This is a genomic window from Pseudomonas sp. W2Jun17 (genome assembly GCF_023127795.1).
GTDB classification, from domain to species: domain Bacteria; phylum Pseudomonadota; class Gammaproteobacteria; order Pseudomonadales; family Pseudomonadaceae; genus Aquipseudomonas; species Aquipseudomonas synxantha_A.
Window position 1 is genome coordinate 19,069 of the sequence record NZ_SPKO01000027.1, and the last position, 15,902, is coordinate 34,970.

The 15,902-nt window shown below is 61.6% G+C and carries 19 protein-coding genes; 11 read left to right on the forward strand and 8 right to left on the reverse strand.

All coding sequences use genetic code 11. The features are described 5' to 3' along the window. The first annotated feature begins 53 nt into the window (after positions 1-53). The 7 genes from E4O98_RS16705 to E4O98_RS16735 are packed head-to-tail and all read left to right on the forward strand — an operon-like array spanning position 54 to position 6,493. On the forward strand, positions 54-1,082 hold the full coding sequence (locus tag E4O98_RS16705) for an ABC transporter ATP-binding protein (RefSeq protein WP_032876332.1): 1,029 nt from the start codon (positions 54-56) through the stop codon (positions 1,080-1,082). Further along, the gene (locus E4O98_RS16710) at positions 1,079-1,924 is read left to right on the forward strand and encodes an ABC transporter permease (protein WP_032876335.1); all 846 of its coding nucleotides are present in this window, start codon (positions 1,079-1,081) and stop codon (positions 1,922-1,924) included. Before E4O98_RS16705 ends, E4O98_RS16710 begins: the two co-directional genes overlap by 4 nt. A gap of 4 nt (positions 1,925-1,928) precedes the next feature. Next, complete coding sequence (locus E4O98_RS16715) at positions 1,929-2,723, forward strand: ABC transporter permease (RefSeq protein ID WP_005787620.1); 795 nt, start codon at positions 1,929-1,931, stop codon at positions 2,721-2,723. Beyond that, entirely contained in the window at positions 2,723-3,013 is a 291-nt protein-coding gene (locus tag E4O98_RS16720; protein WP_148854195.1) for a (2Fe-2S)-binding protein, read from the forward strand. The genes E4O98_RS16715 and E4O98_RS16720 overlap by 1 nt, the downstream gene beginning before the upstream one ends. Continuing rightward, complete coding sequence (locus E4O98_RS16725) at positions 3,010-4,353, forward strand: NAD(P)/FAD-dependent oxidoreductase (RefSeq protein ID WP_148854194.1); 1,344 nt, start codon at positions 3,010-3,012, stop codon at positions 4,351-4,353. The genes E4O98_RS16720 and E4O98_RS16725 overlap by 4 nt, the downstream gene beginning before the upstream one ends. Beyond that, entirely contained in the window at positions 4,350-5,447 is a 1,098-nt protein-coding gene (locus E4O98_RS16730) for an FAD-dependent oxidoreductase (RefSeq protein WP_223018659.1), read from the forward strand. Before E4O98_RS16725 ends, E4O98_RS16730 begins: the two co-directional genes overlap by 4 nt. Before the next feature lie 14 nt (positions 5,448-5,461). Continuing rightward, positions 5,462-6,493, forward strand: a complete 1,032-nt coding sequence (locus E4O98_RS16735; protein WP_032876340.1) for an ABC transporter substrate-binding protein — start codon at positions 5,462-5,464, stop codon at positions 6,491-6,493. Here the strand turns inward: E4O98_RS16735 and E4O98_RS16740 are convergent. Then, positions 6,438-7,145, reverse strand: coding sequence for a nicotinamidase (locus tag E4O98_RS16740; protein ID WP_228309748.1), 708 nt, complete (start codon positions 7,143-7,145; stop codon positions 6,438-6,440). The genes E4O98_RS16735 and E4O98_RS16740 overlap by 56 nt on opposite strands. Positions 7,146-7,272: 127 nt before the next feature. Continuing rightward, positions 7,273-8,046, reverse strand: a complete 774-nt coding sequence (locus tag E4O98_RS16745) for an L-iditol 2-dehydrogenase (RefSeq protein WP_032876342.1) — start codon at positions 8,044-8,046, stop codon at positions 7,273-7,275. Positions 8,047-8,288: 242 nt separating this feature from the next. Here E4O98_RS16745 and E4O98_RS16750 point away from each other — a divergent pair, with 242 nt between their 5' ends. From E4O98_RS16750 to E4O98_RS16760, 3 genes are all read left to right on the forward strand, one after another. Beyond that, positions 8,289-9,218 (forward strand): AraC family transcriptional regulator, encoded by a 930-nt coding sequence (locus E4O98_RS16750; RefSeq protein ID WP_248135742.1) that lies wholly within the window; start codon positions 8,289-8,291, stop codon positions 9,216-9,218. Positions 9,219-9,379: 161 nt separating this feature from the next. Continuing rightward, positions 9,380-10,330, forward strand: coding sequence for a nucleoside-specific channel-forming protein Tsx (locus tag E4O98_RS16755; protein ID WP_005787604.1), 951 nt, complete (start codon positions 9,380-9,382; stop codon positions 10,328-10,330). Positions 10,331-10,344: 14 nt separating this feature from the next. Next, complete coding sequence (locus tag E4O98_RS16760; protein WP_248135743.1) at positions 10,345-11,376, forward strand: purine nucleoside permease; 1,032 nt, start codon at positions 10,345-10,347, stop codon at positions 11,374-11,376. Positions 11,377-11,423: 47 nt separating this feature from the next. Here E4O98_RS16760 and E4O98_RS16765 read toward each other — a convergent pair whose 3' ends face one another. The 6 genes from E4O98_RS16765 to E4O98_RS16790 form a co-directional block, all read right to left on the reverse strand. Continuing rightward, a complete protein-coding gene (locus E4O98_RS16765; RefSeq protein WP_032876348.1) occupies positions 11,424-12,383 on the reverse strand; it encodes a zinc-binding alcohol dehydrogenase family protein in 960 nt (319 codons plus the stop codon). A 28-nt stretch (positions 12,384-12,411) separates the two neighbouring features. After that, the gene (locus tag E4O98_RS16770) at positions 12,412-12,585 is read right to left on the reverse strand and encodes a DUF1427 family protein (protein WP_005787598.1); all 174 of its coding nucleotides are present in this window, start codon (positions 12,583-12,585) and stop codon (positions 12,412-12,414) included. Between the two features lie 69 nt (positions 12,586-12,654). Next, positions 12,655-13,431 (reverse strand): helix-turn-helix transcriptional regulator, encoded by a 777-nt coding sequence (locus E4O98_RS16775; protein ID WP_103735379.1) that lies wholly within the window; start codon positions 13,429-13,431, stop codon positions 12,655-12,657. 116 nt (positions 13,432-13,547) lie between these two features. Next, complete coding sequence (locus E4O98_RS16780) at positions 13,548-13,718, reverse strand: metallothionein (protein WP_032803483.1); 171 nt, start codon at positions 13,716-13,718, stop codon at positions 13,548-13,550. Between the two features lie 89 nt (positions 13,719-13,807). Further along, positions 13,808-14,263, reverse strand: coding sequence for a DMT family transporter (locus tag E4O98_RS16785; RefSeq protein WP_032876352.1), 456 nt, complete (start codon positions 14,261-14,263; stop codon positions 13,808-13,810). A gap of 4 nt (positions 14,264-14,267) precedes the next feature. Next, the gene (locus tag E4O98_RS16790; RefSeq protein WP_078821085.1) at positions 14,268-14,756 is read right to left on the reverse strand and encodes a DMT family transporter; all 489 of its coding nucleotides are present in this window, start codon (positions 14,754-14,756) and stop codon (positions 14,268-14,270) included. 117 nt (positions 14,757-14,873) lie between these two features. Here E4O98_RS16790 and E4O98_RS16795 point away from each other — a divergent pair, with 117 nt between their 5' ends. After that, the gene (locus E4O98_RS16795) at positions 14,874-15,806 is read left to right on the forward strand and encodes a LysR family transcriptional regulator (protein ID WP_103735378.1); all 933 of its coding nucleotides are present in this window, start codon (positions 14,874-14,876) and stop codon (positions 15,804-15,806) included. The last annotated feature ends 96 nt before the right edge of the window (positions 15,807-15,902 follow it).

Genomic DNA, 15,902 nt, shown 5'->3' on the forward strand with positions numbered 1-15,902 from the left:
CCAAAACAAAAAAGCGCGCTTCGGCGCGGCGGAATAAAAGGTGGAACGCAGACATGGCATTTCTCCAACTCAACGCCTTGAGTAAACGCTACGGCGCCGTTGATGCAGTAGTTGCCACCGACCTCGCGGTGGAAAAAGGTGAATTCGTTTCCCTGCTTGGTCCTTCGGGCTGCGGCAAGACCACCACCCTGCAAATGATCGCCGGCTTTGTCGAGGTGAGCAGCGGCCAGATCCTGCTCGATGGCCGCGACATCACCCGCGCCAAGCCTGCCAGTCGTGGCCTGGGCGTGGTGTTCCAAAGCTATGCGCTGTTTCCCCATATGAGCGTGCGCGACAACGTCGCCTTCGGCTTGAAGATGCGCAAGGTACCGGCCGCCGAGATCGCAAGCCTTGTCAAGACCGTACTCGAACTGGTGCGTCTGGCCCCCCATGCCGAACGCTACCCTCGGGAACTCTCCGGCGGCCAACGCCAACGCGTCGCGCTGGCCCGTGCATTGGTGATCGAGCCACCGGTTCTGCTGTTGGATGAACCGTTGTCCAACCTTGACGCCAACCTGCGTGAAGAGATGCAGTTCGAGATCCGCCGCATTCAATGTGCGGTGGGCATCACCACCTTAATGGTCACCCATGACCAGGGCGAAGCGCTCTCCATCAGCGATCGCGTGGTCGTGATGCAGGCCGGGCGCGTGACCCAGATCGACGCGCCGTACAAACTCTATGAACACCCGCGCACGCGCTTCATCTCTGACTTTGTCGGCAAGGCCAACCTGCTGGCCGGCGACTACGACGCGCTCGGTGTCCCCCAAGTGCGTCACCAGGGCGGCGCTGGCCAACTGACCCTGAGCCTGCGTCCGGAAAAGATCCAATTGGTACAAGCAGGTTCAGGCCGCGTGCAAGGCCAGGTGCTCGACCGCTACTTTTTCGGCAGCCAATGGCTGTATCGCATCCATACCCCCCTTGGCGAAATTACCGTGGTGCGCGGCAACGATGGCAGCGCACCGCTTTGCAACGGCGCGGCAGTGGGCCTGCAATGGCAAGCGGATTTGCTGCGGGTACTGGCGGCCGATGAGGTGCACCCATGAGGCGCGGCTACCTGCTCTCGTTACCGGCATTGGTGCTGTTTGGCGGGTTACTGATCTTGCCATTGGCCTTGACGCTGGTACTGTCCTTCAACGTGTTCGATTACCAGGTGGGTGTAAAGGCCGATCAGTGGACCCTGGCCCACTACCTGGCATTGTTGAGCGATGCCTATTTCTACGAGATCTTCTGGCGCACCTTCTGGATCAGTGCGCTGGTAACGTTGCTGTGCGTGCTGATCGGGGTACCGGAGGCGTACATCCTCAGCCGTATGGGTACGCCGTGGCGGTCGGTCTTCCTGATCCTGATCCTCACACCGCTTCTGATTTCCGTGGTGGTACGCGCGTTTGGCTGGAGCTTGCTGCTCGGCGCCGATGGCCTGGTCAACCAAGTGATCCAGGCCATCGGCGGGCGCCCGGTGAAGCTGCTGTATACGCCGTTCGCCGTGATCATCGCGCTGGTGCACGTAATGCTGCCGTTCATGATCATCCCGGTATGGACCTCCCTGCAAAAGCTCGACCCCTCGGCGGAACAAGCGGCGCTGTCGCTGGGCGCAAGCCAGGCCACGGTGATGCGCAAGATCGTGTTGCCGCAAGTGATGCCCGGTGTGCTGTCCGGCACCTTGATCGTGTTCGGCCTGGCCGCCAGTTCATTCGCAATCCCAGGGCTGCTGGGCGGGCGACGTCTGAAAATGGTCGCCACTGTGGTGTATGACCAATACCTCTCGGAACTCAACTGGCCCATGGGCGCGACTATCGCGGTGGTGCTGCTGTTGGTCAATCTACTGATCATGCTGAGCTGGAACCGAATGGTCGAAGGCCGCTATAAAAAGTCCCTGGGGGTTTAAGCGCATGTCCAGAAACGGTCCTTTGGCCCTCGGTTTCCATGGTTTGGTGGTGCTGTTCATGATGGCGCCGCTGGTGGTGGTGTGCCTGGTGGCGTTCACCCCGGAAAACACCTTGAGCCTGCCCACATCGGGCTTTTCCCTGCGCTGGTTTCGCGCCGTATTCGAACGCGCCGACTTCATCCAGGCCTTCTATAACAGCCTGATCCTGGCGTTTACCGCCGCGTCCCTGGCGACCTTGATCGCGGTACCGGCGGCTTTGGCGATCAGTCGCTATACGTTCCCCGGGCGTAACTTTTTCAGTGCACTGTTTCTGTCGCCGATCATCATCCCGCACCTGGTGCTGGGCGTGGCGATGCTGCGCCTGTTTGCGTTGATGGGTGTTAATGGCAGCTTTACCTGGCTGATGCTGGCGCACGTGGTGATCATCACTCCCTATGTACTGCGCCTGGTGCTGGCGGCAGCGATCGGGATTGATCGCAGTGCCGAGCAGGCCGCCGAATCCCTCGGAGCCGGGCGCTTTACGTTGTTCCGGCAAATCACCTTGCCGATGATTTTGCCTGGGGTGGCCGGTGGTTGGTTGCTGGCGTTCATCAACAGTTTCGATGAGGTGACCCTGTCAATCTTCGTCAGTTCACCTGCCACACAAACCCTGCCGGTGCGCATGTACGTGTATGCCACTGAGTCCATCGATCCAATGATGGCGGCGGTATCGGCGCTGGTGATTGCACTCACCGCAGCGACCATGATTCTGCTCGATCGGGTCTACGGCCTGGACCGTGTACTGGTGGGGAAACACTGATGGCGCTGTTCAAGCGACTGACCGAAACCCAGCGCCCAGCCCTGGCGTTCACCCTTGATGGGCAGCCGGCCACCGGGCTGCTCGGCGATACCTTGCTGACTGCCATGCTGACCTGCGCCGACCATCTGCGCGGCAGCGATTTCAGCGCCGAACGCCGCGCCGGTTTTTGCCTGATGGGTGCGTGCCAGGACTGTTGGGTGCGGCTTGCCGATGGGCGACGCGTACGGGCCTGCTCGACGTTGCTCGAAGAAGGTCACGCGATCAGCCGCGATCCAGGACGGCTGCCATGAAGCCCGTGGCAATTGTAGGCGCAGGCCCAGCGGGCATCGCTGCCGCACGTACGCTGCTCGATCACGGCATAAAACCCTGCTTGATCGATGAGAACCTGCGCGACGGCGGGCAGATATATCGGCGCCAACCGGCAAACTTCCAGCGCTCGGCCAAACAACTCTACGGCTTTGAAGCGAGCAAGGCGCAGACCGTGCATCGCATCATGGACGAGCTTGCGCCGTTGATCGACTACCGGCCGCAAACCCTGGTATGGAACGCCGAGGACAACCGTCTCGACCTGCTCACCAGCGGTCGCATCGACAGCGTTGAGTATTCGCGCATCATTGTCGCCACCGGCGCCACCGACCGTATCCTGCCGGTGCCGGGCTGGACCTTGCCAGGCGTCTACAGCCTGGGCGCGGCGCAAATCGCCTTGAAGTACCAGGGCTGCGCAATTGGCGAACGCGTAGTGTTTTGTGGTTCCGGACCACTGCTCTATCTCGTCGCTTATCAATATGCCCAGGCGGGCGCCAAGGTGTTGGCCGTGCTCGACAGTGCGCCGTTCAGTGCCCAATGTCGCGCATTACCGGCGCTGCTCAGGCAACCGGCGACCCTGGCAAAGGGTTTGTATTACCGTGCTTGGCTGACGGCCCATGGGATTGCCGTGCATCAGGGCGCAACACTGTCGCAGATCGATGGAGAGCAACGGGTCCACGGCATTCGCTGGGGCGAACAGACGCTGGAATGCGATGCGGTGGCCTTCGCGCATGCCCTGCGCAGCGAAACGCAACTAGCGGATTTACTCGGCTGTGACTTTGCCTGGAATAATCTCAACCGCGCCTGGTTGCCGCAGCGGGACTGCGCTGGGCGCAGCAGCGTCGAGGCGGTGTATCTGGCTGGCGATGGCGCAGGGATCATGGGCGCGGATGCGGCGCAGATGGCTGGCGAATATGCGGCGTTGGCGCTGCTGGAGGATGCCGGCATTACGGTCGATCAGCACCGCCAGGATACGCTGCAGAAGCAGTTGGCGAGGATCCAGGGCTTTCGTCAGGGCCTGGAAACCGCGTTCCCTTTCCCCGAACAATGGGCTGTGCAAGCCCCCGACGAACTGATTCTGTGCCGCTGCGAAGAGGTCAGCGTCGGTGAAGTGCGGGCAGTAGTGGATGAGGGTCACTGGGAAATAAATCGGGTCAAAGCCCATTGCCGCATTGGCATGGGCCGCTGCCAGGGACGGATGTGCGGGTTGGCGACGGCGGAAATTGTCGCCCAGCGCAGCGGGCGTGGCATCGAACAAGTCGGACGCCTGCGAGGCCAAGCGCCGATCAAGCCGCTGCCGTTTGGCGTGGAGGGGCAACCATGATCGACGTCATCGTCCTGGGCGGCGGGATCGTCGGCGCTTCGGCAGCTTTGACACTCGCGCGAAAAGGCCAGCGGGTGGCGCTGGTGGAACGGGATTTTTGTGGCTCGCACTCCAGCGGCGTCAATTATGGCGGCGTGCGCCGCCAGGGCCGGCCCTTGCATCAGTTACCGTTGTCCCAGCGCGCCCATCAACTGTGGGCCGACTTGCCAGGCTTGATTGGCATTAGTGGCGAGTACGTGCGCTGCGGGCATTTGAAGCTGGCGCGCAGCCCGGTAGATTTTGCTGCGCTGCATGCGTATGCCGAACAAACCCGTGGCTTCGACCTGGGCTTGCAGCTGTTGGATCGCACTGAGTTGCGCGGGCGTTTCCCCTGGGTGGGCGACGTGGCAGTGGGTGCCTCCTTGTGCCCGGAAGACGGACATGCCAACCCGCGACTAGTGGCCCCTGCCTTCGCCCGTGCCGCCCTACGCCACGGCGCCGAGGTGTACGAGCAAGCCGAAGTGATCGGCATCGAGCACAACAGCCAACAGTTCCAGGTGCACTGTGCCAATGGCTTGCATCTGCAAGCCCCCTGGCTGCTCAACTGCGCCGGTGCCTGGGCCGGCAGTGTCGCTGCACAGTTTGACGAGCCGGTACCGATTACCTCGGCGCACCCGGCGATGCTGGTCACCGAACCACTGCCGGTGGTGATGACTGTCAGTACCGGTGTCGAGGGCGGAGGGATCTATGCGCGGCAAGTCGCCAGGGGCAACTGCATCCTCGGCGGCGGTCGCGGCTTTGCCCTCGGCCCACAGCAAGCCAGGCCAGGTCAGGCCGCGCTGCTGGAAATTCTGCGCAATGCCAGCGAACTCTATCCATTTCTCAAGGGTGCCCAGGCGATCCGGACCTGGAGCGGCACCGAAGGTTACTTGCCCGATCACGAACCGGTGATCGGCCCCAGCAGCACCCAACCTGGCCTGCTCCACGGTTTCGGCTTCGCCGGCGCCGGGTTCCAGCTCGGCCCCGCAGTCGGCGAAGCCCTGGCAGAGATTGTCTGCGCAGGGGCCAGCCGCCAACCCATCGAAGCGTTTTCCATCCGTCGTTTCCAAGCCTGAGAGGAAAAACATCCATGCACTCACGCATCGCTTTATCCTGCTTGTCCCTCGCCTTGCTCACCGGCACCGCCCATGCCGCCCCCACGCTGTATCTGGGCATGAACGGCGGTACCATGGAACGGGTGTACGCCGACAAGGTGCTGCCCGCCTTCGAGAAAGCCAACAACGTCAAGGTGGTGATCGTACCCGGCACCTCCTCGGACATCCTTGCCAAGGTCCAGGCCAACAAGGCCAACCCGCAGATGCACGTCATGTTCCTCGACGACGGCATCATGTACCGCGCGATCTCCATGGGCCTGTGCGACAAGCTCGCGCCAAGCCCGACCCTGGAGCAGATCCCGGCCAAGGCCAGAATCAAGGACGAAGCCGTGGCCGTAACACTGGGCGTCACCGGCCTGGGTTACAACGCCAAGATGTTCAAGGACAAGGGCTGGTCCGCACCCACCTCGTGGATGGACCTGGCCGACCCGCGTTTCAAGGACAAAGTGGTGTTCCAGTCCCTGGCCTCCTCCACCTTTGGCCTGCACGGTTTCCTGATGTTCAACCGCATACAGGGTGGCGATGAAACCAATGTAGAACCGGGCTTCAAAGCCTGGCCTACGAGCGTCGGCCCCAACGTACTGGAATACATCGCCAGCTCCGCGAAGATCTCCGAGATGGTGCAAACCGACGAAGCCGCACTCTTCCCCCTGACGCCGACCCAGGTCGCCACGCAGAAGCTGTTGGGCATACCCATGGAATATGCGCAGCCCAAGGAAGGCGCGGTGGTTCTCAACGTGGCCGAATGCGTGATCGCCCGCAATGACCAGCCGGAACTGGCGCAGAAACTCGCAGCGTTCTTGCTGACCGCCGAGGCCCAGGCGCCGGCGCTGGAGGACGGCGACCAGATCCCGTCGAACCCGACAACGCCCACCACCGAAAAGACCCGGGCACGGGTGGAAGCCATGCAGGGTTACTTGCAGACGGCGATTTCAATTGACTGGGACCAGGTTAACCAGGCGAGGCCGGAATGGAATGCGCGGTGGAGTCGCTCGATTGAGCGTTGAGGCTTGAGCGCTGCGCAATCGCGGCCAGTTCATCGCGGGTGCTACTGATGACAGCCCCCGCCTTGAGCAACTCATTGACCGCCTGTACACCCCCCTCCTCGCTGATGCTGCGGCACGCCGGCAGGTGCAGGACCACTTGCAATCCGGCCTTGAGCAACTGCAACGCAGTGGTCTTGACGCAGTAGTCCAAAGCCAGGCCGCCGACGATCACACGCACCACCCCTCGGGCCTTGAGGTACTCGATGACGCCGGTGGACAGTTTGTCGTGCAGGTCGTGGTAGCAGGCGCCATAAGGGTGCAGGTCGGGTTCGACGCCCTTCCAGATGAAGTAGTCATAGTCATAAGGCGCTGGCAGTTCGTCGAGCAATGTGAAGCCTTCGGTACCCGGCACGCAGTGGCTGACCCAGGTGACATCGGCGTGGGCAAGGCCAGTGGGCTGCAACATCTGGCTGTGCTGCGCAACCACCCAGGGGGCGTGCGGGGTGTGGGCGTCCTTGCTGCCGATGCGATGACCGGCGAGGCTGGCCATGTAGTTGAGTTCGGCGCCAATGCGGTCGCCACCGACCACCGGCAATTCGTTGGGGCACAAAGGCGTGAAGCTTTTCTGCGCGTCGACGTCGAATGAGGCGATGGCGGTTTTCGCAAGGGTCATGGTGATTCTCCGGTGGCAGGCCCCAGGTGACGGAGTGTCAGTCACTTTATAGATGGCTGGCAACACCGCCATGGGTACAAGTCGAATCGTCGCACCGCCCCTCCCATGTTTTTAACGGTGCATGGCTTCAGTTCATCCAGTTGCCGCCATCCACGTTGTAGGTCTGGGCCACCACATAATCGGCTTCCTTCGACGCAAGGAAGATCGCCATTCCAGTCAGATCTTGCGCCGTGCCCATGCGCCCGAACGGTACCTCATCCCCTACCCGCTTTTTCTTCTCGCCAGGTGCCAGCCCCTCATGCCTGGCAAACAGCGCATCAACGGCGTCCCAGTGCTCGCCGTCCACTACGCCCGGGGCGATGGCATTGACGTTGATGCCCTGCTTGATCAGGTTCAACCCCGCCGACTGCGTCAGGCTGATCACCGCGGCCTTGGTCGCACAATAGACGGCTACCAACGGCTCACCCCGTCGTCCGGCCTGGCTGGCCATATTGATGATCTTGCCGCCATGGCCTTGGCTGATCATCTGCCGCGCCGCGGCTTGTAGGGTGAACAGGGTGCCGGCGACGTTGATCGAGAACAGCCGCTCAAAGCTGTCGCGGGTAATGTCGATAATAGGTGCCAGGTCGAACAGCGCAGCATTGTTGATCAGGATATCCAGCTTGCCGGCATGGGCCACGACCGCGGCGATGGCGGCGTCGATGCAAGCTTGATCGGTGACGTCCATCGCCACGGCATAAGCCTGGGGGCCCAATTCGGCGGCGGTGGCCTGGGCGCGTTGCAGGTTGATGTCGGCAATGGCAACGGTAGCGCCTTCAGCAATATAGGCCTGGGCGAATGCTCGGCCGATACCCCGCGCCGATCCGGTGATCAACGCGCTTTTACCTTCGAGTCGTTTCATCGCGGTGTCCTGTAAAAATGAGTTCGGGTCGCCGGCACATTGCACCTGTTGTTTTTGTGGGCGTGCCTCGATTACAGCAGCTCGGCCTGGCCCTCACAAACGACTGGCGACTGCGCGGCTGATACTTTTTTAACCTCAAGCCCAGGATCAAAAAAGTACCAGTGCAAGGCAAAACCGGGGTAGCACACTGATTGCCGGTGCGCGTATTTTGAGTCCATTGCACAACGACAAGAGGCAGCACCATGCCCATCAGCCGCGCCAGCCCGTTCGAGCACCGCCCTGCGGAGCTTGAAGTGATCCTGCCCGAACCGGAGCATGGTTTTCGCTGGTTCGAACATGACTATCCCTATGAGCTGGCGCGCTGGAACCACCACCCCGAGTTCGAGATTCACCTGATCCGCCAAGGCAGCGGCAAGCTGGTGGCGGGCGACTATATTGGTGCGTTCAGCGCCGGTCATGTCGCGTTGATCGGTCCTGACCTGCCCCACGACTGGATCGGCGACCTGGCGCCGGGCGAATACCTGAGCGGCCGCGACGTGGTGCTGCAGTTCGACGGCGCCGCCCTCCTCGCCCTGCGCACCACCCTGCCTGAGCTCGGCGATCTACAACCGTTGTTTGAACGGGCGCGATGCGGCCTTGAATTCAGCGGCGAAGCAGCAGCGAGTGCGGCACGACTGATGGAGGCCATCGGCAGCGCCCATGGCCTGCAACGCCTGACCCTGTTCCTGCAGCTGCTCGACACCCTGAAGAACGCCTCGCCCACACAGGCCAAGACCCTGGCCAGCCCGTACTACGCACCCACCCTGGATGCGCGCAGTGCCGATCGCATCAACAAAGCCTTCGATTACCTGATGCGCGAACTGACCGGCGACGTGCGCCTATCGGACATTGCGCGGCAATTGGAGATGAGCGAGCCGGGCTTCTCGCGTTTTTTCAAGCGCAACACCGGCCACGGTTTTATCGACCTGATGCGCAAGTTCCGCGTGCAACGTGCCTGCCGGTTGTTGTTGCAAAGCCAGATGTCGGTGGCGGATATCTGCTTTGAAGTGGGCTACGCCAACCTGTCCAATTTCAACCGCCACTTTCGCATCGAAATGCACCAGACGCCGAGCGAATACCGGCGGCAGACTGCACTGCGTGTATTCAATCCCATCGCCAGGATCGCTCGCTGATTTCTGACCAAAGCGTCGGCTAATTCGCATTTTTTCCAAACAGTTCAAGCCATTGACACAAGTTGGTACAGCCTGTGCAAACGTTTGCGGAACGAACTTGGCTGCCAAGTTCAGCCCTACCCGATGAATCGGGCTAAACCGTGTACGAATAAGGACTTTCAATGCATCCCACCTCTAAGCCTCGTGCTTGCCTTGGTGTTTCCCTGCTACTGGCCGCCGTTACGGGAGTACTCAGTGGCCCCATTTTGGCGCAACAAAAGCCCGTCGATGATTCAGCCCAGGGCGAAACCCTTAGCCCTGAGGCCAGCCCACCGGCGAAAAAAGGCGTTTACCTGTCGGAGTGGTTCAACCAGGACCTGACGCTGATCGGCAGCAAAGACATCAGCTTCGGCCCCAAGCCTCAGGACGATGTCTACCTGGAGTACGAGTACTTCGGGCGCAAGGGGCCCTTTGAGCTGTACGGCTATATCGACGTGCCGAAGATCCTCACCATCGGTAACAGTAATGACAAAGGTGTATGGGACCATGGCTCGCCGGTATTCATGGAGCATGAACCGCGGATCTCCATCGACTACCTCGCAGGGCGCAGCCTGGCGATCGGCCCGTTCAAGGAGTGGTATGTGGCCTTCGACTGGATTTACGATCACGGCAGTCATAAGGAAAACCGCGCCAACACCCTGTACAGCGGCCTGGGCACCGATATCGACACCCACTCGCGGGTCAACCTGTCGGCCAACTTTTATGGCCGCTACCAGTGGGAAAACTACGGCGCCAGCAATGAATATTCCTGGGATGGCTACCGCGCGCAGATGAAGTACATCGTGCCCATCGGCAAGTTCGACAACGGTGCTTCGCTGACCTATATCGGCTTTACCAACTACGACTTCGGCTCGGACCTGCACAAGGACAACCCGGCGCGCACCGCCAATTCCCTGGTGGCTACCAACGTGTTGCTGTACGCGTTCACCCACCTGCGCTTTACCCTGGTGGGTCGCTACTTTCACAACGGTGGCAACTGGGAAGACGGCAGCGAGTTGAATTTCGGCGAAGGCAACTTCCGCGCCCGCTCTGATGGCTGGGGTTACTACGCCGGCGTGGGTTACCAATTCTGATCAAGGAGCTGTACATGAACGCACTGACTCGTATCTCGCTGGCCGTCGGCCTCGCTCTGCTGCCCCACGTAGTGCTGGCGGATAACCCCGCACCGATCAAGCCCAAGGTGATGTTGATCACCATGTTCGCCCCCGAGGCGCAAACCTGGATCGACCGCCTGGAACTCAAGCAGGAAGTACGCGTGCCAGGGCTGTCTGCCGAATACCCAGTGATTCGCTGCAACTCCCAGGACGTGTGCCTGCTGGTAACCGGCATGGGCCAGACCAACGCCGCTGCGTCGACCCTGGCCCTGGCCTTGTCGCCCAAATTCGACCTGCGCCAGAGCTATTTCCTGATCGCCGGTATCGCCGGTATCAGCCCCAAGCACGGCACCATCGGCACCGCCGCCTGGGCCCATTACCTGGTGGAGTTCGGCACCCAGTGGGAGCTGGATTCACGGGATGCGCCCAAGGACTGGCCGACCGGTTATATCGGCATCAACACCAAGGGGCCCAACGAAAAGCCACCGCTGGACTACAAGACCGAAGTATTCGAGCTCAACCCCAAGCTGCAAGCCAAGGCGTTTGCCTTGTCGCACAAGGTGGAGCTGACCGAGAGCAAAGAATCCGCCGCCTGGCGCAAGCACTATCCCGACGCTCCGGCCAACCAGCCGCCGCAAGTCACGCGCTGCGACACGCTGGCGGGCAATACCTGGTTTTCCGGCACCCGCCTGAGCGAACGCGCCGAAGTCTGGACCAAATTGCTCACCGACAATAAAGGCGAATACTGCACCACCCAACAGGAAGACAACTCCACCTATGAAGCGCTGCTGCGGGCCAGCCGCGAAGGTTTGGTGGATATCCAGCGCCTGGCCGTGGTGCGCGCAGGCTCCGATTTTGACCGGCCTTATCCGGGTTACAGCGAGGTCGACAACTTGCTCAAGTATGCGGACCAGGGCGGCTTTGTACCGGCACTGGAAAACCTGTACCGCACGGGCATCCCGCTGGTGCAGGCGATTGTGAAGCAGTGGTCGGCGTGGGAAAAAGGCGTACCCGAGGTCGAGTAAAGATATGAAGTGGGAGGGGCTTACCCCCTCCCACATTTGAGACGATGTCACGGCAGCAGGATGAATTTGTCCGGGCTGCCGCTGTTCACTTGCTCATAACACTCAACTCCATCAGCCAACGCCACTTCGCGCAGGCCGGTGGGCAACGGCAACAACCCCTCATCAAAGAACCGCCCGAACGCCCCTAACATCACCGCACATTGCTCACAGCTATAGAGCAACGAATTGACGCCTACCACCGTCCCCCCCTTGCGATACAGCGCCAGAGCCGGCAGTTGCACGTGGCCGTCGACCGGCGCGGCAATGATTGCGATACGGCCGAAAGGCGCCAACCCCGCCACTGCAGCGGGCAGCCAGAAACCGCTGGTATCGAAGATCACCTCGGCGCCGCCCTTGAACACGGCGTGCACTTGTACGCCCAGTTCCTGCGGTTGGCCCAGGGCAATCGCCTCCACGCCTTGCGCCTGTAAGACATCCACCTGATCAGGGCGACGCACCGCTGCCAGCACCTGCGCACCACGAAGCTTCGCCAGTGCCAACGCCGCGCTGCCAACGGCACCATTGGCGCCGATCACCAGCAACCGCGTGCCCTTGCCCACACCACTGCGTTCCAGCGCATCCCAGGCCGTGGTATACGGCACGCCAAGGCTCGCGGCCTGGGTGAAGCTCAAGTGACCGGGCTTGGGCACCACGCCTGTGGCCAATACCCGAAGGTATTGGGCATGGGAGCCGTCAGCAAAAAAACCCAGGTCGCGACCGGTGCCCCAGACTTCCTGACCGAGCAAGGCTGGCGGACCTTCGACCACCACCCCGGCAAAATCACGTCCGGGAATGCGCGGCAGCGTGGTGTAGGGAAACCGGCCGAGTACGTTTTTCACATCGCTGGGGTTCAGACCGGCGGCTTTGACCTGGACCAGCACTTCATCGGCAGACGGTACGGGCGTGGCAACATCGACCAGGCGCAGGTCGGCGAGGTCGCCACTGGCGCTAAATTGTAGTGCTTTCATTAAAGGCATCCGTCGAAGAAGAAAAGGATCAGGACAACCAACCGCTGACCAACTGCCGCCCCATGGGCCACAACTGTTCGCCGAGCAGCATGCCCATCAGCCCCACCAGAGCAATGGCCGGCGGTGCGGGCGAACGAAAGCCCAGCGCGCCGTAGATCACGCCGACAAACAGGCCGATGGCCAAGGAAATCAGATAGTTCATGGTGACTACGCCCGGTTGATTGATGGGCTCAGCTTAAGGTGCGACTGGCTTCGGCATCGGCCAAGTGCTTCAGGATTTCGGCCAACCCGCGTACTGCGAAGGCGATACACCCAGTTCACGGCGGAACATGTCGCTGAAACTGCTGGGCGAATACCCCAGGGCACGAGCAATGCCGCTCACCGACCGGCCCTGGATCAGTTCCGCCGCCGCCGTCGCCAACTGCACTTGGCGCCGCCACTGCGCGAAGCCCATGCCCAGGTGGTTCTGGAACAACCGCGCCAGGGTGCGCACGCTGGCACCGACAGTTTCGGCGTGCTGCTCGAAAGGGATGTCCAGGGACGGCGCAGCCATGACCGCCCGGCATACACTGCTTAGCCGACGATCAGTCGCCACCGGCATGACGATACGGATTTGCGAGCGGCGTGCCCGTTGCAGCTCCAACAGGGCCAGGCCAACGAGCGCCTCGTAGTAGCCGGCATCGGCGTGATCGACCTGCTCCACTAACGTCACGATCAATTCACGCAATAACCGGCCCACCTCAATCACCTGCACCTGACTGTCCAGCGTCGCCGCCAACGCCGGGCGCAGGTAGATGTTGCGCATCTGCAAGTCGGAGACAACACGGATGCCGTGTTCGACTCCCGGCGGCAACCACACGGCGCGCTGCGGCGCAACTATCAGGGCTTCACGGGGCGTCTCGACCCACATCACGCCGCTCATCGCATAGAGCAACTGGCCCCAATCATGGCGATGGGGCTCCACATACAACCCACGCGGGTATGTGCGTGCCAGGGGCTGCACTGGGACGGCTTGATCACTGAGGTCGGGGGGCGCGGCCAGGGCCATGGCGGGTATATGTCAATCAAGGGAAAGGCGACCATGGTAAAGACTGGCCGCCGACAAGCGAACTGTTTTTACTCACCCGGCAGGCCCGGGATGTCCGAGCCTGCAGGTAGATCACGTCAGGTGCGGGCCGACTTGGCGCATTCGCAGCCGGTCGCGGCGGCGCAGGGCTCACCGTGGGCATGATGCTCGGCACAGCCCTGGCAGCAATAGCCCTTACCGTCCTTCATGATCGCATCGGCACCCAGTACGCATTTGCAATGTGGGCAAGCACAGGTTTTATCTGGCATGGTCAGACTCCTTCTTCATGGTCGTCCCGGTGCAGCGAACGCCACACCTTAAGCAGTGACTCCACGCAGAGCGCCAAGGTTCAGCGCCGTCAGTCGGCCGCCCGGGTATTGCTGCGGTACATGAACACCAGTGCCAGCGCCAGGCACAGCATCGCCACGATGCGGCTGCCCGACAATTCGATCGCCGGGTTGCCCAGCCAGCCAAAGTTGTCGATCAGCATGCCCATGCCCAACTGCCCGACAATCACCGCCACCGTGGCGACCGCCGTGCCAACCACAGGCACCGCGCCGACCATCACCAGCATGTACACCACGCCGAACAAGGCGCCGGTCAATTGCCATTTCGGCACATCCAGCAGGCTGACGGCCTGGGCCGGCTCGAAGAAAAATATCAACAACGCCGTGGTGAGCGCACCGACGGCAAAGGTCAGCAGGCTGCTGCGCAATACGCCTACCGTCTGGCCCAGGCGCCCATTGATCGCGGCCTGCACACTCAACACCGCCCCTGCCGCAATCACCACCACCAATAACAGAATCAGATTCATCGTCTTACCCTCGTGCAATCAGGACCAATGCCGCCACAATCAACGCCAGCGCAATCCAGCGTTCGCCATTGACGCGCTTGCGCGCCGTGCCGAACCAACCGAAGTGGTCGATCAATACACTCTTGCCCACCTGGCCGGACAGGATCGCAATCATGGTCATCGCGATACCGATATGGGGCGTGGCCAGCGTCAACACCACCACGTACATCGGCCCCAGGAACCCGCCAATCAACTGCCAGCGCGGCAGTTCGGTGAACGCCGGGCCCTTCTGCGGGCCGCTGAACAGCAGCAGTAGAAGGAGAATCGCGGTGCCGACGCCAAAGATGCTCAAAGTCGCCCACAAATGCCCGACCTGCGCGCCCAGTGGCCCGAGCAGGCCAGCCTCCACCGACAGGCCCATGCCCGCCAGGATCACCAACGGCAACAACAGCAACCGCAGAAAATTTTTGTTAGGTCTGGCCTGCGCCACACCTTCGATAGAACGTGCCTGCATAGATCACCTGCGCATCGACAAAGAAAACATGGCGCGCATTATCCGGTGGCCGTCCTGTGCGATAAATGGGAGCATGCAAACAACACCTTTGCGCAACACGCACAGCCAGGAGAGATGATGCAGGGTTTGAATGAGCTGAGTTTCAAGGCGCTGCGCCTGTTCGTCGCCGTGCTCGACCATGGCAGTTTTTCCGAAGTGGCCCGCCGAGAAAGCCTGGCACCCTCCTCCATTTCGCGGCAGATTCAACTGATGGAACAGGCCCTCGGCCAGCAATTGCTGTACCGCCACACCCGCGCCGTAAGCCCCACCGAAGCCGGGCGCCTGCTGGGGCGTCACGCGCGGCTGGTATTGGAGCAGCTGGAAACGGCGAACCAAGCCCTGCAGGAACAAGACAGTGAGCCCAGCGGGCTGGTGCGTATCAACGCGCCGATGGTATTCGGCCAGCGCCATCTTTCACCGTGGTTGGGGCAACTGTGCCGGCGCTACCCGAAGCTGCAACTGGATATCCAGCAAACCGATACCTTCGTCGACCCACTTCAAGACGGCACCGACCTGCTGTTTCGCATTGGCGTGCTCAATGATTCGGGTATGCAGGCACGCATCTTCGCGCCCCAGCGCTTTCGCATCGCCGCCAGCCCCGCCTACCTGGCGCAACACGGCACGCCGCGCCACCCCGACGAACTGGTCGACCACCACTGCCTGGCCTACAAAGGCATCACGGGCCAGCAACGCTGGTTCTTCCGGCGCGGCCAAAGTGACTGGACCTCCTACAGCGTCAAGGGCCCGATTACCGGCAACCACGCCGACACCCTGACCCACGCCGCCGAACAGGGCCTGGGCCTGGTGGTGTTTCCGTCCTGGCTGATTGGCGAAAGCCTGCGCGCCGGCAGTTTGCAGGCTGTGCTGACTGAATATGAAGTGGCGACCACCCTGGAGCCCCAGCAGATTGCCGCACTGTGGCCGGGCAGCCGGAGATTGTCGTTGAAAGTGCGTACGGTGATCGACTATTTCGTGGAGTGTTTTGGGACGGTGCCGTATTGGGATCGGTAAGTGAAGCCGCCCTTGTTGATGGTGCCACCGAGGGAAAATTCCTCGGAAGAAAAGTAGGCCCGTTCTGATTTTACGCGCCAGTATTTCTGGATACCG

Excerpts from the sequence above, each read along its gene's own strand:
- E4O98_RS16705 (WP_032876332.1), top strand. The coding sequence starts at position 54 with ATGGCATTTCTCCAACTCAACGCCTTGAGTAAACGCTACGGCGCCGTT.
- E4O98_RS16710 (WP_032876335.1), top strand. The coding sequence starts at position 1,079 with ATGAGGCGCGGCTACCTGCTCTCGTTACCGGCATTGGTGCTGTTTGGC.
- E4O98_RS16715 (WP_005787620.1), top strand. The coding sequence starts at position 1,929 with ATGTCCAGAAACGGTCCTTTGGCCCTCGGTTTCCATGGTTTGGTGGTG.
- E4O98_RS16720 (WP_148854195.1), top strand. The coding sequence starts at position 2,723 with ATGGCGCTGTTCAAGCGACTGACCGAAACCCAGCGCCCAGCCCTGGCG.
- E4O98_RS16725 (WP_148854194.1), top strand. The coding sequence starts at position 3,010 with ATGAAGCCCGTGGCAATTGTAGGCGCAGGCCCAGCGGGCATCGCTGCC.
- E4O98_RS16730 (WP_223018659.1), top strand. The coding sequence starts at position 4,350 with ATGATCGACGTCATCGTCCTGGGCGGCGGGATCGTCGGCGCTTCGGCA.
- E4O98_RS16735 (WP_032876340.1), top strand. The coding sequence starts at position 5,462 with ATGCACTCACGCATCGCTTTATCCTGCTTGTCCCTCGCCTTGCTCACC.
- E4O98_RS16740 (WP_228309748.1), bottom strand. The coding sequence starts at position 7,145 with ATGACCCTTGCGAAAACCGCCATCGCCTCATTCGACGTCGACGCGCAG.
- E4O98_RS16745 (WP_032876342.1), bottom strand. The coding sequence starts at position 8,046 with ATGAAACGACTCGAAGGTAAAAGCGCGTTGATCACCGGATCGGCGCGG.
- E4O98_RS16750 (WP_248135742.1), top strand. The coding sequence starts at position 8,289 with ATGCCCATCAGCCGCGCCAGCCCGTTCGAGCACCGCCCTGCGGAGCTT.
- E4O98_RS16755 (WP_005787604.1), top strand. The coding sequence starts at position 9,380 with ATGCATCCCACCTCTAAGCCTCGTGCTTGCCTTGGTGTTTCCCTGCTA.
- E4O98_RS16760 (WP_248135743.1), top strand. The coding sequence starts at position 10,345 with ATGAACGCACTGACTCGTATCTCGCTGGCCGTCGGCCTCGCTCTGCTG.
- E4O98_RS16765 (WP_032876348.1), bottom strand. The coding sequence starts at position 12,383 with ATGAAAGCACTACAATTTAGCGCCAGTGGCGACCTCGCCGACCTGCGC.
- E4O98_RS16770 (WP_005787598.1), bottom strand. The coding sequence starts at position 12,585 with ATGAACTATCTGATTTCCTTGGCCATCGGCCTGTTTGTCGGCGTGATC.
- E4O98_RS16775 (WP_103735379.1), bottom strand. The coding sequence starts at position 13,431 with ATGGCCCTGGCCGCGCCCCCCGACCTCAGTGATCAAGCCGTCCCAGTG.
- E4O98_RS16780 (WP_032803483.1), bottom strand. The coding sequence starts at position 13,718 with ATGCCAGATAAAACCTGTGCTTGCCCACATTGCAAATGCGTACTGGGT.
- E4O98_RS16785 (WP_032876352.1), bottom strand. The coding sequence starts at position 14,263 with ATGAATCTGATTCTGTTATTGGTGGTGGTGATTGCGGCAGGGGCGGTG.
- E4O98_RS16790 (WP_078821085.1), bottom strand. The coding sequence starts at position 14,756 with ATGCAGGCACGTTCTATCGAAGGTGTGGCGCAGGCCAGACCTAACAAA.
- E4O98_RS16795 (WP_103735378.1), top strand. The coding sequence starts at position 14,874 with ATGCAGGGTTTGAATGAGCTGAGTTTCAAGGCGCTGCGCCTGTTCGTC.